Annotated in this window: 15 protein-coding genes and 1 pseudogene; 10 read left to right on the top strand and 6 right to left on the bottom strand. The window is 73.5% G+C overall.

Features of this window, described 5'->3' with window-relative positions:
* Positions 1 to 14 precede the first annotated feature (14 nt).
* The 5 genes and pseudogenes from ACGFI8_RS26400 to ACGFI8_RS26420 all read right to left on the bottom strand — a co-directional run.
* Complete coding sequence (locus tag ACGFI8_RS26400) at positions 15 to 752, bottom strand: aquaporin (protein ID WP_392808844.1); 738 nt, start codon at positions 750 to 752, stop codon at positions 15 to 17.
* 31 nt (positions 753 to 783) lie between these two features.
* On the bottom strand, positions 784 to 1,446 hold the full coding sequence (locus ACGFI8_RS26405) for an arsenate reductase ArsC (protein ID WP_392808846.1): 663 nt from the start codon (positions 1,444 to 1,446) through the stop codon (positions 784 to 786).
* 15 nt (positions 1,447 to 1,461) lie between these two features.
* A complete protein-coding gene (locus ACGFI8_RS26410; protein WP_392808847.1) occupies positions 1,462 to 2,175 on the bottom strand; it encodes a helix-turn-helix domain-containing protein in 714 nt (237 codons plus the stop codon).
* A 123-nt stretch (positions 2,176 to 2,298) separates the two neighbouring features.
* Complete coding sequence (locus ACGFI8_RS26415; RefSeq protein ID WP_392808979.1) at positions 2,299 to 3,747, bottom strand: PEP-utilizing enzyme; 1,449 nt, start codon at positions 3,745 to 3,747, stop codon at positions 2,299 to 2,301.
* A 77-nt stretch (positions 3,748 to 3,824) separates the two neighbouring features.
* A pseudogene (locus tag ACGFI8_RS26420) lies at positions 3,825 to 4,577 on the bottom strand (PEP/pyruvate-binding domain-containing protein); the annotation flags it as partial.
* 76 nt (positions 4,578 to 4,653) lie between these two features.
* Between ACGFI8_RS26420 and ACGFI8_RS26425 the strand changes: the two are divergent.
* The 3 genes from ACGFI8_RS26425 to ACGFI8_RS26435 are packed head-to-tail and all read left to right on the top strand — an operon-like array spanning position 4,654 to position 6,650.
* Entirely contained in the window at positions 4,654 to 4,992 is a 339-nt protein-coding gene (locus ACGFI8_RS26425) for a PadR family transcriptional regulator (protein ID WP_392808981.1), read from the top strand.
* Positions 4,989 to 5,705 carry a permease prefix domain 1-containing protein gene (locus ACGFI8_RS26430; RefSeq protein ID WP_392808848.1) on the top strand — a complete coding sequence of 239 codons (717 nt, stop codon included), beginning with the start codon at positions 4,989 to 4,991 and terminating at the stop codon, positions 5,703 to 5,705. The genes ACGFI8_RS26425 and ACGFI8_RS26430 overlap by 4 nt, the downstream gene beginning before the upstream one ends.
* Before the next feature lie 60 nt (positions 5,706 to 5,765).
* Positions 5,766 to 6,650, top strand: coding sequence for an IS5 family transposase (locus ACGFI8_RS26435; protein ID WP_392808850.1), 885 nt, complete (start codon positions 5,766 to 5,768; stop codon positions 6,648 to 6,650).
* Positions 6,651 to 6,729: 79 nt separating this feature from the next.
* On the opposite strand, the gene ACGFI8_RS26440 is transcribed toward ACGFI8_RS26435, so the two are convergent.
* Positions 6,730 to 7,107, bottom strand: coding sequence for an ArsR/SmtB family transcription factor (locus ACGFI8_RS26440; protein ID WP_392808852.1), 378 nt, complete (start codon positions 7,105 to 7,107; stop codon positions 6,730 to 6,732).
* Positions 7,108 to 7,199: 92 nt separating this feature from the next.
* Here ACGFI8_RS26440 and ACGFI8_RS26445 point away from each other — a divergent pair, with 92 nt between their 5' ends.
* The 7 genes from ACGFI8_RS26445 (at position 7,200) to ACGFI8_RS26475 (ending at position 12,595) form a co-directional block, all read left to right on the top strand.
* A complete protein-coding gene (locus tag ACGFI8_RS26445; RefSeq protein ID WP_392808853.1) occupies positions 7,200 to 7,346 on the top strand; it encodes a hypothetical protein in 147 nt (48 codons plus the stop codon).
* 91 nt (positions 7,347 to 7,437) lie between these two features.
* Positions 7,438 to 7,674, top strand: coding sequence for a hypothetical protein (locus ACGFI8_RS26450; RefSeq protein WP_392808855.1), 237 nt, complete (start codon positions 7,438 to 7,440; stop codon positions 7,672 to 7,674).
* Positions 7,671 to 8,933 carry a M28 family metallopeptidase gene (locus tag ACGFI8_RS26455; RefSeq protein ID WP_392808856.1) on the top strand — a complete coding sequence of 421 codons (1,263 nt, stop codon included), beginning with the start codon at positions 7,671 to 7,673 and terminating at the stop codon, positions 8,931 to 8,933. The genes ACGFI8_RS26450 and ACGFI8_RS26455 overlap by 4 nt, the downstream gene beginning before the upstream one ends.
* Before the next feature lie 30 nt (positions 8,934 to 8,963).
* Positions 8,964 to 9,293: an ArsR/SmtB family transcription factor gene (locus tag ACGFI8_RS26460; protein WP_392808857.1), complete on the top strand. Its 330-nt coding sequence runs from the start codon at positions 8,964 to 8,966 to the stop codon at positions 9,291 to 9,293.
* The gene (locus ACGFI8_RS26465; protein WP_392808858.1) at positions 9,290 to 9,811 is read left to right on the top strand and encodes a GNAT family N-acetyltransferase; all 522 of its coding nucleotides are present in this window, start codon (positions 9,290 to 9,292) and stop codon (positions 9,809 to 9,811) included. The genes ACGFI8_RS26460 and ACGFI8_RS26465 overlap by 4 nt, the downstream gene beginning before the upstream one ends.
* A gap of 86 nt (positions 9,812 to 9,897) precedes the next feature.
* Positions 9,898 to 11,319: an FAD-dependent oxidoreductase gene (locus ACGFI8_RS26470; protein ID WP_392808860.1), complete on the top strand. Its 1,422-nt coding sequence runs from the start codon at positions 9,898 to 9,900 to the stop codon at positions 11,317 to 11,319.
* Positions 11,303 to 12,595 carry an MFS transporter gene (locus tag ACGFI8_RS26475; RefSeq protein WP_392808861.1) on the top strand — a complete coding sequence of 431 codons (1,293 nt, stop codon included), beginning with the start codon at positions 11,303 to 11,305 and terminating at the stop codon, positions 12,593 to 12,595. The genes ACGFI8_RS26470 and ACGFI8_RS26475 overlap by 17 nt, the downstream gene beginning before the upstream one ends.
* Positions 12,596 to 12,598: the final 3 nt, after the last annotated feature.

Raw genomic sequence — 12,598 nt, forward strand, 5'->3', positions numbered from 1 at the left:
TCGGTGAGCAGTAGTCAGGAACGGACAGTCTCGTCGTCGGGGTGGGCGACGACGACGTCACCGGCGGCAGTGCCGACGGACGGATACAAGGCGAGCAGCAGCCCGACACCGGCGGCCAGTCCGACGACCTGGGCGGCGATGAACCCAGGCACGGAGCCGGGTGCGATGCCGGCGAAGGTGTCGGTGAAGGCGCGGCCGATGGTGACGGCCGGGTTGGCGAAGCTGGTCGAGGAAGTGAACCAGTAGGCGGCGCCGATGTAGGCGCCGACCGCGGCCGGGGCGACCGCGGCCCGACCGGACCGAGCCAGGGCGAAGATCAGCAACAGGAGGCCGGCGGTGGCGACGACCTCGCCCAGCCACAGGTTGCCGCCGGTACGGTGCTTGGTGGAGAAGTCGACGGCGGGCAGCTTGAACATCAGGTCGGCCAGGATCGACCCGCCGATCGCGCCGAGCACCTGGGCGACGACGTAGCCGGCGAGGTCCCTGGCGGGCAGGCCGGTGCCGGTGCGGCGGCCGAGGAACCAGTCCGCGGCGGAGACCACCGGGTTGAAGTGCGCACCGGACACCGGGCCGAAGGTGAGGATGAGCGCGCCGAGGGCGAACGCGGTGGCCACGGAGTTTTCCAGCAGCTGCAGGCCGACGTCGCCGGGGCTGAGGGTGGTGGCCATGATGCCGGAGCCGACGACGGCGGCGACGAGCAGGGCGGTGCCGACGAACTCGGCGAGCAGGCGTCGCCACAGGGTGGGGTTCACGAGGATGCGGTTCCAGTCTGGGATCGGGCGGTCAGGTGGTGGTGACGGCGAGGTGGTCCATCAGGCGGCGGACGCGGCGTTCGAGCTCGTCGCGGATCGGCCGGACGTCGGCGACGGTGAGGCCGGCCGGGTCGTCGATGTCCCAGTTCTCGTAGCGGGTGCCCGGGAACACGGGGCAGGCGTCGCCGCAGCCCATGGTGACCACGACGTCCGCGGCACGGACGATCTCGTCGGTCCATGGCTTGGGGTACTCGTCGGTGATGTCGATGCCGCGTTCGGCCATGGCCGCGATCGCCGACGGGTTGATCTCGAACCCGGGCTCGGACCCGCCGGACCAGGCCACAGCACGGTCGCCGGCGAGGTGGGTGAAGAAGCCGAGAGCCATCTGGGAGCGGCCGGCGTTGTGGGTGCACAGGAACAGCACGACCGGTTTGCCGTCGCGGTGATGCCCTTCGACCCGGGCCAGGGCGTGCAGCCGCTGGCGGGCGAAGCGTTCGGCCAGTAGCGGCAGGAAGTTCGGCACGCTGGAGAGGCTGGCGAACTGGTCGTAGCTGGTGTGCAGGAACCGTTCGATGGTCTCGCTGCTGTAGGTGCCGTCGAACTCGCGGGCGAGGCGTTGGGCGGAGGTGCGCAGTGCGAGTTGCTGATCGACGGAGAGGTCTGGGTGGTAGAAGTGGGCGATCGCGTCGGTCATGACGGACTCCAGGTGCTACTCGGGGCGGTGCGGGGCCGGGACGCCTGCGGGGATGACCGCTGGAGCGAGGCGGTCGATGCGGTCGGCGAGGTCGATGTAGGCGGCCTCGAACGCAGCGTCGGTGTCGACGCGGACCGGGTCCGGTACCGACCAGTGCAGCCGCGGGTGGACCGGCGCGGCCGGGCCGGCGAGGTCTTCGTGGGCGTTGTCGCAGACCGCGATGACGAGGTCGCCGTCGTGGACGATGTCGCCGACGTGCGCGGTGCCAGCCGGGTCAAGGCTCAGCCCGTGCCGGTGCGCGACCTTCACCGCCCGCGGGTGCACCCGGGCCGCCGGGTGGGTGCCGGCCGAGGCGACCGGGCCGCCGACCCGGTCCCGCCACAGCGCCGCGGCCAGCTGCGAACGGGCCGAGTTGTGCGTACACACGAACACCACCCGATCCGCGCCCGCCAGTGGCGGCGGGGCGAGCGAGGCGAGGACCTCCGGCACGAGCCGCAGATAGGTGCGGCGCCGGTCGCCCTCGGAGCGGGTGCGGGTGACCAGGCCGGCGTCCTGCAGCACCTTGACGTGGTGCGCGACCAGGTTGGTCGGCAGGCCGAGGTCCTGGCCGATCTCACCGGGCGAGGCGTCGCCGAGGGTGAGCGCGTCGACGATGGCGAGGCGGGCCGGGTCGCCGAGCGCGGCGTGCACCCGGGCCCGCGCCTCCAACGAGAAAAGCTCGACGTTCATTGACTCAATGATTGCTGAGTCATTTATCGTAGTCAAGGGCGTTGTCGCGGAGTCTGATCCGGACGTGATCCGCGCTCGCCCGTGGTTGCACGGGCCGGGCAGGGCGTCTGCTTGGCACGACGATCATGGGGTCAGCGCTGGTGCCGGGTCAGCCGGGTGCACAGTGACGGTGCCGGTGGTGCCGTCGACGGTGACGAGTTGACCGGTGCGGAGTTGGTGGGTGGCGTCGCCGGTGCCGACGACGGCGGGAATGCCGTATTCGCGGGCGATGAGGGAGGCGTGGGCGGCGAGGGTGCCGCCGTCGGTGACGACCCCGGCGGCCCGGCCGAACAGCGGCGTCCACGCGGGCGCGGTGGCCTTGGCGACCAGCACCTCGCCGTCGGTGAAGGCGGCGAAGTCCTGCGGGCCGTCGACGATGCGGACGGGCCGCTCGCCCGTCCGGCGGAGGCCGGGTGTCCGACGATCACGCCATCGCCGGTGGTGACGGGCCCGCGGGCCTGGGCGACGGTGCGGGCGATGACGTCGCCGATCAGCCGTGGCGGCCGGCCGAGGGTGAGCGGTGCGGCGAGCCGTCGCTGCCGTTGCCACAGCGCACGCCGTTCGGCCACGGCAGCCGCCGGTGGCCCGCCGGATCCGGCAAGGCTCGCGAGCAGCTCGTCGCGGGTCCAGAAGTAGACGTCGTCCGGCACACCGATGGCGCCGATGTCGGTGAGGTGCCGGCCGAGGCGGTGTGCGCAGGTGCGCAGCACCGGCCAGGCGAGGGTGAGCTCGCGGGCCTGCGCTTCGCGGATCTCGGCGTAGCGCTGGTTGACCCGCAGCAGCCGCTCGAACCGGGCCGCCAGGTCGAGCCGGTCGGCCAGCGCCGCCGCGCACCGCTGCTGCGTGATTACTCGCTGCGCGGCCAACTCGGCGTGCCGGTCCTCGCCGGCGGTCGACACGGTGGCGGGCAGGTCGCCGGCGAGGGGGTGATACCAGTCGACGCTCTGCACCGCGTGCGGTGGCAGACCGTGTCGGGCACCGGGCAAGCCCCGCAGCAGCGGCTGGGCGCCGCCGTCGGTGTCGGGGAGCACGTCGGCGAGGTGTCGGCGGGCGAACCGGGTGAGGCAGGCTTCCATCTTCCACGCCGAGCCGCCGACGATCGCGAGGTACCACAGGCAGACCCCGGCTTCCCGGCCGAGCTGCTCCACCAGCGCGGCAAGGCGCCGCGGCTCGGCGGTGCCGGCCTCGGCCTCGGCGGCGGCGACGAGGTGCCGGTAGCGGGGCAGCTGCTCGTCGCGCCAGTGCCGGTGCAGGGCGGCGAGCACGGCCCGGTCGGCGGCGGCCGGGTCGCGGCCCACCCGCCAGAGCGCGTGGTAGAGGGTCCGCATCGCCCGGCCGCGGCCCTGCCGCAGCACGCGGGCGAGCAGCGCCGGGGACGGGATCGGCGTGGCGTTGTAGTACCAGCCGTTGACCAGCGCGTACCGGAACGGCACCCGGACCCCGATGCTGCCGTGCATCCCGTCGAGGTAGCCGCCCTCCAGCACGGGGAGCAGCCAGGTGCCGAACAGCGGGGTGACCGCCTCTGGCAGCCATTCGCCGAGCCGGAAGTTGCGCATCCACAGCCCCGGCCCGGGCGGCGTCCACGACACCGGCTCCGGCACCGCGGTCATCGGCCGGGCCTGCAGCAGCCACAGCCGGCCGCGCTGGTCGATGGCCCACTCGACGTCCTGCGGCTGCCCGTACCGTGCAGCGACCTGCCGGGCCAGGCCGGCGACCGCTCGGGCCTGCCCGGCGGTCAGCACCGGTGCGCCGTGCGGGCCGGGCCGGGTCAGCCTCGCGGTCACGCCGGTGGTGGTCCACTCCTCGCCGGTCGCCTCCCCGGACACGAGCGGCTCACCGAGCCCGCGGACCGCGGTGACGATCGTCTGGCCCCGGTCGCCGGTGACCGGGTTTGCGGTGAACGCCACCCCGGCCGCGGCGGCGTCCACCATGACCTGGACCAGGACCGCCATCGCCGCCCCCGGACCGCCGCGGCGGCCGTGGTAGGCGGCGACCCGCTCGGCGCCGGCCGCGGCGAAACACCGGCGCACCGCCGCACCGAGTTCACCAGCGGCCACGTTCAGCACGGTTTCGTACAGGCCGGCGTAGGACGCGCCGGGCAGGTCCTCGGCCACACCGGACGACCGCACCGCGAACCGGTCCGCACCCAGGCGACGGGCCGCACCGGTGAGCCACTCCTCCAGCCGGGGGTCGTCGAGCGCGGCGGCGGACACCACGAAGCCGGGCGGAACCGCGAACCCGGCGGCGGCCAGCTCGGCCAAGACCGCCGCCTTGCGGCCCACCACCGCCACGCCAAGGCCCGTGGCATCCCCGAGATCGACCAGCGAACGATCCGCGTCCATCACCACCCCCATATGTAGCATCGCAAAGTATTGTGACGCTACAGTAGGCGTGCTGGGCTGGAGCCGGCAAGCAACTCAGGAGGCGTTCGTGCTGCCAATGCGACCGGAACTGCTCAAAGGCCATCTCGACACGCTGCTGCTCGCGGTCCTGGAAACCGGCCCGCAGCACGGCTACGCCGTCATCGAGGCCCTCCGCGGCGGCAGCGGCGGCGCACTGGACCTGCCGACCGGGACGGTGTATCCGGCGCTGCACCGGCTGGAACGAGCCGGTCTGATCGCCAGCGACTGGCACAGCGTCGGTGGACGCCGCCGCCGTGCCTACCACCTCACCCCGGCCGGCCACGCCGCGCTCGGCGAGCAGCGCGCCGTCTGGGACCAGTTCTCCGCCGCCGTCACCGCCGTGCTGACCCGGCGACCGGGCCCGGCGACGGCATGAACGCCGCCCAGCCCACGGCATCCGCCGAGGCGCGACGCACGGCATACCTGGCCGAGATCGCCGCAGGGCTGCGCGGGCCCCGCCGCCGACGGGCGAGCATCCTCGACGAGCTGCGCGACGGGCTGGAGCAAGCCATCGCCGACCACACCGCCGCCGGCCTCCCGCCCGACCGGGCCGTCACGGCGGCGATCGAGCAGTTCGGCAGCCCAGCCGCCATCGCCGACGCGTTCGCCCCCGAACTCGCCACCAGCTACGCCCGGCGCGCGCTCGCCTGGTTCATCGCCACCGGCCCGCTGGTCGGCATCTGGTGGCTCCTCCTGCTGCAGCCGCACGCCTGGCGCACCGGCCCGGCCGGGCTGCTGGCCGCCATCCCCGTCGTCCCATTGGTCGCGTTCGCAGTCGTCGCCGCCGGCGCCACGCTGGCCACCACCGGCCGACTCATCCGCTGGATCCCCGAAGCCGGCCCCCGCCAGGCGGTCACCGCGACCACGGCGGTCGCCGCGCTCGCCCTCACCACCGACACGGCCGTGATCGGCGTCTGGGCGTGGTCCGCCACAGCGGTACCACCGCTCGCGGTCGTCGCGGCCGCGGCCAGCCTGACCCGGATCGCTTGCAGCGTGATCACCGTGCGGCACACCACCGCCATCCGCCACTGCATCACACCGACCCCCGACGGCCGGACGACGGTACGGCACCGCGACGCCGGCGTCTGAGAAAGTGTTGTGATACCTCGCCGTGATCTTCGCTGATCTCGATCAGCGAAGATCACGGATGTGTGTGCGTGCGTGTGCAAGCCGCCGTATGACTCGTCGTTGACGGATGGGCAGTGGGCGGTGATCGAGCCGTTGCTGCCGCGTCGTGATCCTGCCCGGGGTGGCCGGCCGTTGCGGTACCCGCGCCGGTTGGTGATCGACACGATTCTGTATGTGCTGCGCAGCGGGTGTGCGTGGCGGTTGGTGCCGCACGATCTGGCGCCGTGGGATGTGGCGTACCGGTGGTTTCGGCGGTGGAGCGCCGACGGCACCTGGGATCGGGTGCACGACCGGTTGCGTGACGCGGTACGGGTGGCCGACGGTCGGGACCCTCAGCCGTCGGCCGCGGTACTGGACTCGCAGACCGCGCACAGCCATCAGGGTGGCACGGCGATCGGGTTCGACATGGGCAAACGCACCCGGGGCCGCAAGCGGCATCTGCTCGTCGACACGCTCGGGCTGCTGCTGCGGGTAGTGGTGCACGCCGCGTCGGTACAGGAACGGGCCGGAGCCAAGTTGGTCCTGGCCGGGGTGAGCGATGAGTTTCCGTTGCTGGGCCTGGTCTGGGCCGACGGCGGGTACGTCAACCGGGTCGACGCGGGGTTGCTGGACTGGGCTCGCGAGCACGGTCGGGTGCAGTTGCAGATCGTGCCCCGCAATGCGGACGTGAAAGGCTTCCAGGTGCTGCCCCGACGGTGGGTGGTGGAACGGACGTTCTCCTGGTTGGGACGGTGCAGACGGTTGGCACGCGACTACGAGCGCAAACCCGCGCACGCCGAAGCGATGATCAAAGTGGCGATGATCAGGCTCATGGCGGCCCGCCTGGCCGGTGAGGACGTCAAACCGCAAGGCCCGATCGAGACCGAAGCGGCCCGGCGCCTCAACGAGGAACTCAACGAGAAGTAGCTACTCGGTTACCCAACACTTTCTGAGGCGCCCCGCGCGGCAGACATCCCAGCGCCTGGGCGGTGCCGCGCTGGTGTGACTATGCGGCCGCGGGCTCCGCGACCGCCAGCAGGCCGGCCAGCTGGCGCAGCACGCCGGCCCGAGCCCGGTAGTACACCCAGGTGCCGCGCCGGTCGGCGTCGACCAGACCCGCCTCCCGCAGCGTCTTGAGGTGGTGCGAGATCGTCGGCCCGGACAGCTCGAACGCCGGCGTCAGGTCGCACACGCAGATCTCCCCGTCCGGGGCCGAGGCGATCATCGACATCAGCTGCAACCGGACCGGGTCACCCAGAGCCTTGAACGCCGGCGCGAGCACGGCGGCGGTCTGTGCGGGGATGCGCTGCTGCGCGAGCGGGCTACAGCACGGCTCGGCCGCGTTGAGGTCGGTCAGGGTGAGCACCGCCGGCTGTTTCGACATGCCTCTAGGTTGACAGATCTCAAATCAGCGTGCAACTGTTTGATTTGACAGACGTCGAGACAGCCTTGGCGTCATGATCTGGAGGCAGTCATATGTTCCGCACGCTGCGCCGCGCGAGCCGGCAGACCGGGGTCCGGTTCTGTGACGGCTGCGCCACGGTGTCCACGCCGGACGAGCGCACCCGCACCCGGATCGAGCGAACCCGCACCCACCTCACGGCCATCACCGGCCCGCGCTGACCGTCCAACACAGCCGGGCCGACCTTTGGGCTGGCCCGCCCTCCACGTCGTTGACCTTGACAACCACTCACCACAGCGAAGGACCACGATCATGAGCGACACCCAGACCACCACGACCGGCGGGTTCGCGGGCGACCCGGCCGCAGCGCTGACCGTCGCCGGGACCAGCGGCTGTTGCGGCAACCCGCCCACTGGCACCCTCGCCCTGCCCGAGCCGGCCGCCGCGGGCGCGCCGTGCTGCGGCACCACGGCCGAGGCGGCCGCGGAAGCCTCCTGTTGCGGCAGTGCGGCGAAGGCCGACGCCGTCGGTCGGGGTTGCTGCGGATGAACACGCCCGCCCAGCCGTCAGCCGCGCCTGCCACCGGGCCCGCCCTGGACCGGCTCCACTCGGCGCTCAGGCAGGTGTCCGGGGCGCGGATGGCGGCGACCGTGGCCGCGCTGGCCGGGGATGCGTTCGCCGGGCGGCGGGTCGGCAGCGCGGGCGGGGCCGCCGCTCGGGCCTGGCTGGCCCAGCAGCTCGGCGACGCCGGCGCCGCGGTGACGTTCGAGGCGTTCGCCGTGCCGCACGTCCCCGAGGTCTACAGCCCGCCGGCGGTGCGCTGGTCCGACGGGGGCGCCGAGCAGCGGCTCACCTTCGGCCGGGACGTCGCCGTCCACCTCGCCTCCGCCGACCAGCCACTCGTTCGGCGCGGCGGACTCGCCGTCGCCGGGGTCGGCGATCCGGCCGGGCGGTGGCTGGTGGTGCCGGCCGGGATGACCCTGTTCGACGCCTACGGCGACGCCCACGGCGCCCTCGGGCTGCTGATTGGCCGTGGCGTCGACGCGGACGGCTGGCAGTACACGATGCTCGCGGGGCCAAACCCGGGGCCACTGCCGATCCTCACCCTCGACACGGCCACCCACACCGCCGTGCATCACGCGGCCACGGCCGGCGCCGGATGGCTCAGCGGCAACACGCCGATCCGCCGGCTCGACGTGCCCGCGGCCAACATCCACGGCCGGTGGCGGACCGCCGGAGGCGGGCCGGAACTGCTGCTGACCGCGCACTACGACGGCGTCGGTGACCACCCCGGGCTGCGCCAGCCTGCGGCGGCCGACAACGGCAGCGGTGTGGCCGTCGTCCTTGAGGCTGCCCGCATCCTCGCCGGGACCTTGCCCGAGGGGGTCGGGCTGTGCGTGGCGCTGCTGGACGGCGAGGAGGCCGGCGCGCTCGGCTCCGCCCACCATGCCGAGCAGCTGCGCGCGAGCGGGGCGGCGCCGCTGGTGGTCAACGTCGACGGGGCCGGCCAGCTGCATGAGGCGGCCGCGGTGGAGGCCGGCGGGCCGGCGCACGCGCTGCTCGCCACGCTCGACCAGGCCGGCCGGCACACCGGCCTGCCGCTCGTCGCCGGGCCCGTCGCCTCCGACAACCGCCGTTACGCCGCGGCCGGTCTCGCCGCCGTCGGCATCGGCGCCGGGATGGCCGGCTACCACAGCCCGGCCGACACCCCGGACCGGGTCGAGACGGCCACACTGACCGCGGTGGCGCGGCTCGTCGTGGCGACCGGGTTGCTGATCAACACCAGCCCCGCTAGAGTTTCATCGTAGATCGGCGATAGACGATGAAGCTGGTGGATAGTGGGCGACCTGCTCGACCGGGCGACGGCGGAGACCTACGCGTCGTGGTTCCGGGCCCTGGCCGACCCGTCGCGGGTACAGATCGTGGAGTACCTGGCGCGCCAGGCCAGGCCGCTCAGCGTCGGGGAACTCGTGGCGGCGGTCGGGCTGGCGCAGTCGACCGTGTCGCAGCATCTGAAGATCCTCACCGAGGTCCGGTTCGTACTGGTGGAGGCGGTCGGCACGGCCCGGCACTACCGGGTCAACGAGGCGTGTATCGCGTGTTTCCCGTCCGCCGCAGACGTCGTCATGGGCCGGCCCGCCCCGACTCCGACCGGAGGCTGCGCATGAACAGCACACCGCGTGTCACCGCCCTCATCCGGCCGATGACCGCCGGCGACGCGGACGCGGTCCTGGCGATCTATCAGGCGGGGCTGGACGTCGGGAACGCCAGCTTCGAGCACACCGCGCCGGATTGGGTGGCGTTCGACGCGTCGAAGCTACCCGAGCACCGCCTGGTCGCTGTCGACGATGCCGGGGCGGTGCTCGGCTGGGTGGCAGTCTCGCGGGTGTCGGCGCGGGCGGTGTACGCGGGCGTGGTCGAGCACTCCGTCTACGTCGACTCCGCCGCCCAGGGCCGTGGAACCGGCAGGGCACTGTTGCAGGCGCTCATCGCCTCGACCGAGGCGGCCGGGATCTGGACCATCCAGGCCGGCGTCTTTCCCGAGAACACGGCGAGCCTGGCCCTGCATCACGCCGTCGGGTTCCGTACCGTCGGCGTCCGCGAGCGGGTCGCCCGGCACGTCACCCAGGGCAACCGGTGGCGCGACGTGGTCTTCATCGAACGTCGCAGCCCACACGTCAGCTAGACCAGTCCCGTCCACCGCATCCCAGTGTGGGCGCAATCCGCTCTCCTGATTCGATATTCGTCAAGACAAGCGAAGGGATCTCCAATATGACCACCCAGCTCGACGGCCTGCCGGTCGTCGTCATCGGCGCCGGCCCGGTCGGCCTGGCCGCCGCCGCGCACCTGGCCGGGCGCGGCCTGCCGTTCATCGTCCTCGAGGCCGGCGACCGGCCTGCCGCGGCGGTGCGCGAGTGGGGCCACGTACGGCTGTTCTCCCCATGGCGGTACAACATCGACGCCGCCGCCCGCCGGCTCCTCGCCGACGCGGGCTGGGTCGAGCCCGACCCGGATACGCTGCCGACCGGTGGCCGGCTCGCCGACGAGTACCTGCAGCCGCTCGCCGACGTGCCCGCGCTCAAGCCCCACGTCCGCTACGGCGCCCGGGTCCAGGCCGTGACCCGGCTCGGCGTCGACCGGCTGCGCACCGCCGGCCGCGACACCGTGCCGTTCCTCGTCCGGCTCACCGACGGTACCGACGTGCTCGCCCGGGCGGTCATCGACGCCTCCGGCACCTGGACCACCCCGAACGTCCTCGGCGCCTCCGGCATCCCCGCCCACGGCGAGGACACCGCGACGGCCTTCGTCGAGCACGCGCTGCCGGACGTGCTCGGCGCCGACCGGGACCGGTTCGCCGGCAAGCGCACCCTCGTCGTCGGCGCCGGGCACTCCGCCGCGAACACGCTGCTGTCCCTGGCCGAGCTCGCCGACCAGGTGCCGGGCACGTCCGTCGTGTGGGCGATCCGCTCGGCCAGCCCGGCCCGCACGTACGGCGGTGAGGCCGCGGACGCACTGCCGGCCCGCGGCGCGATCGGCACCCGGCTGCGGGAGCACGTCGGGGCCGGGAACATCGAACTCGTCACCGGCTACTCGATCCAGGCCCTGACCACCGCCGGGAACGGTCGGGTGACCGCGTCCGACGGCACCCGGGAGATCACCGCGGACCGGATCGTGTCGGCGACCGGGTTCCGGCCCGACCACGCCATCGCCGCCGAGCTACGCCTGGACCTCGACCCGATCCTCGGCTCCACCCGGGCCCTCGCCCCGCTCATCGACCCGAACGAGCACTCCTGCGGCACCGTCCCACCGCACGGCGTCGACGAGCTCACCCACCCGGAGCCCGGCTTCTACGCCATCGGCGTCAAGTCCTACGGCCGCGCCCCGACATTCCTGCTCGCCACCGGCTACGAGCAGGCCCGCTCCGTCGTCGCCGCCCTCGCCGGTGACTGGGACGCGGCCCGGGACGTGCAGCTGGACCTGCCGGAGACCGGGGTATGTAACAGCAACCCGGTTGTCGGCGACACCACCATCGACGCCGCCGGCGGCGGGTGCTGCGGCCCCACCCCGGTCGCCGCACCGGCCGGCCGCGGCCTGGCCACCGGGATCAGCGGTGGGCTCCTCGCGGCACCGCTGACCCTGCTGCCCGTCGTCAGCCCCGGCGGCGAGCAAGCCGGCGATGCCTGCTGCAGCTGACCCGTCGCCGAGCATGACCACCGACACGCCGGTGGCCGCGACCGCCAAGGCTCGCGGCCACCGGCCGATCTTCCACGGCTGGCGGATCGTCGCCGCGTTCGCCGTCACCCAGACCGTCGGGTACGGCTGCCTCTACTACGCCTTCGCCGTCCTGCTCCACCCGATCGCGACCGACCTGCGCACCAGCCCCGCCGCGGTCACCGGCGCACTCACCACCGCGGTCCTGGCCTGGGCCGCCGCCGCGATCCCGGTCGGCCGGTGGCTGGACCGGCACGGCGGCCGCGCGCTCATGACCGCCGGGTCACTCGCCGGCGCCGCGCTGCTCGTCGCCTGGTCCCAGGTCGAGACGCTGTGGCAGCTGTACCTCGTCTTCGCCGGACTCGGCGTCGCCATGGCCATGGCCCTCTACGACACCGCCACCGCGGTCATCGTCTCCTGGTTCGACGCCGACCGCCGCCCCCGGGCGATCCTCGCGATGATCGTCGTGGCCGGGTTCGCCTCCACCATCTTCATGCCGCTCACCGGACTCCTCGAGCAGCACCACGGCTGGCGCACAACCCTGCTGCTCCTCGCCGTGCTGTACGCGGCGGTCGCCGTCCCGCTGCACGCCGTCGTCCTACGGCCGCCAGCGAAACGGCACGCTGGAACGCCACGACCGAGTGCCGCCGAGCGGGCCGCGGCGGTCCGGGCAGCCCGTCGGGACGGCCGGTTCTGGTGGCTGGCGGCCGCGTTCGTCGCGCACAGCGCCGCCATGAGCGCCATGACCATCCACCTCGTCGGGTTCCTGACGAGTAGAGGTCACCCGGCCACGTTCGCCGCCACCGTCGCCGGGCTGCTCGGCGTCCTATCCGTCACCGGGCGGCTGCTGCTCACCGGCGCCCGGCGCCGGCTCCGCCTGACCACCGTCGTGGCCGGCGTGTTCGCCGTCCAGGCCGTCGCCGCGGCCACCCTGCCCCTGGTCGCCGACAGCCGGGCCGGCGCGGTGGCCGTGGTGGTCGCGTTCGGCGTCGGGTTCGGCGTCGCCTCCCTCGCCTCGCCCGCGCTGCTCGCCGACCGGTACGGCACCACCGGCTACGCCACCATCGCCGGCACCCTCAACACGCCAGTCACCCTCGCCAGAGCCGCCGCCCCGCTCGCCGCCGCCGCCCTCGCGTCCGCCGCCGGGTACAGCACCACGCTCATCGCGATCGGCGGTGCCTGCGCGGTCGCCGCGGCGGGGATCCTGGCCCGCGCCGGCACGCCCCCACCGACCCAAGGCCTCGCCAGGCGCAGTTGACGC

Source organism: Dactylosporangium sp. NPDC048998 (assembly GCF_043197855.1).
Lineage (GTDB): Bacteria > Actinomycetota > Actinomycetes > Mycobacteriales > Micromonosporaceae > Dactylosporangium.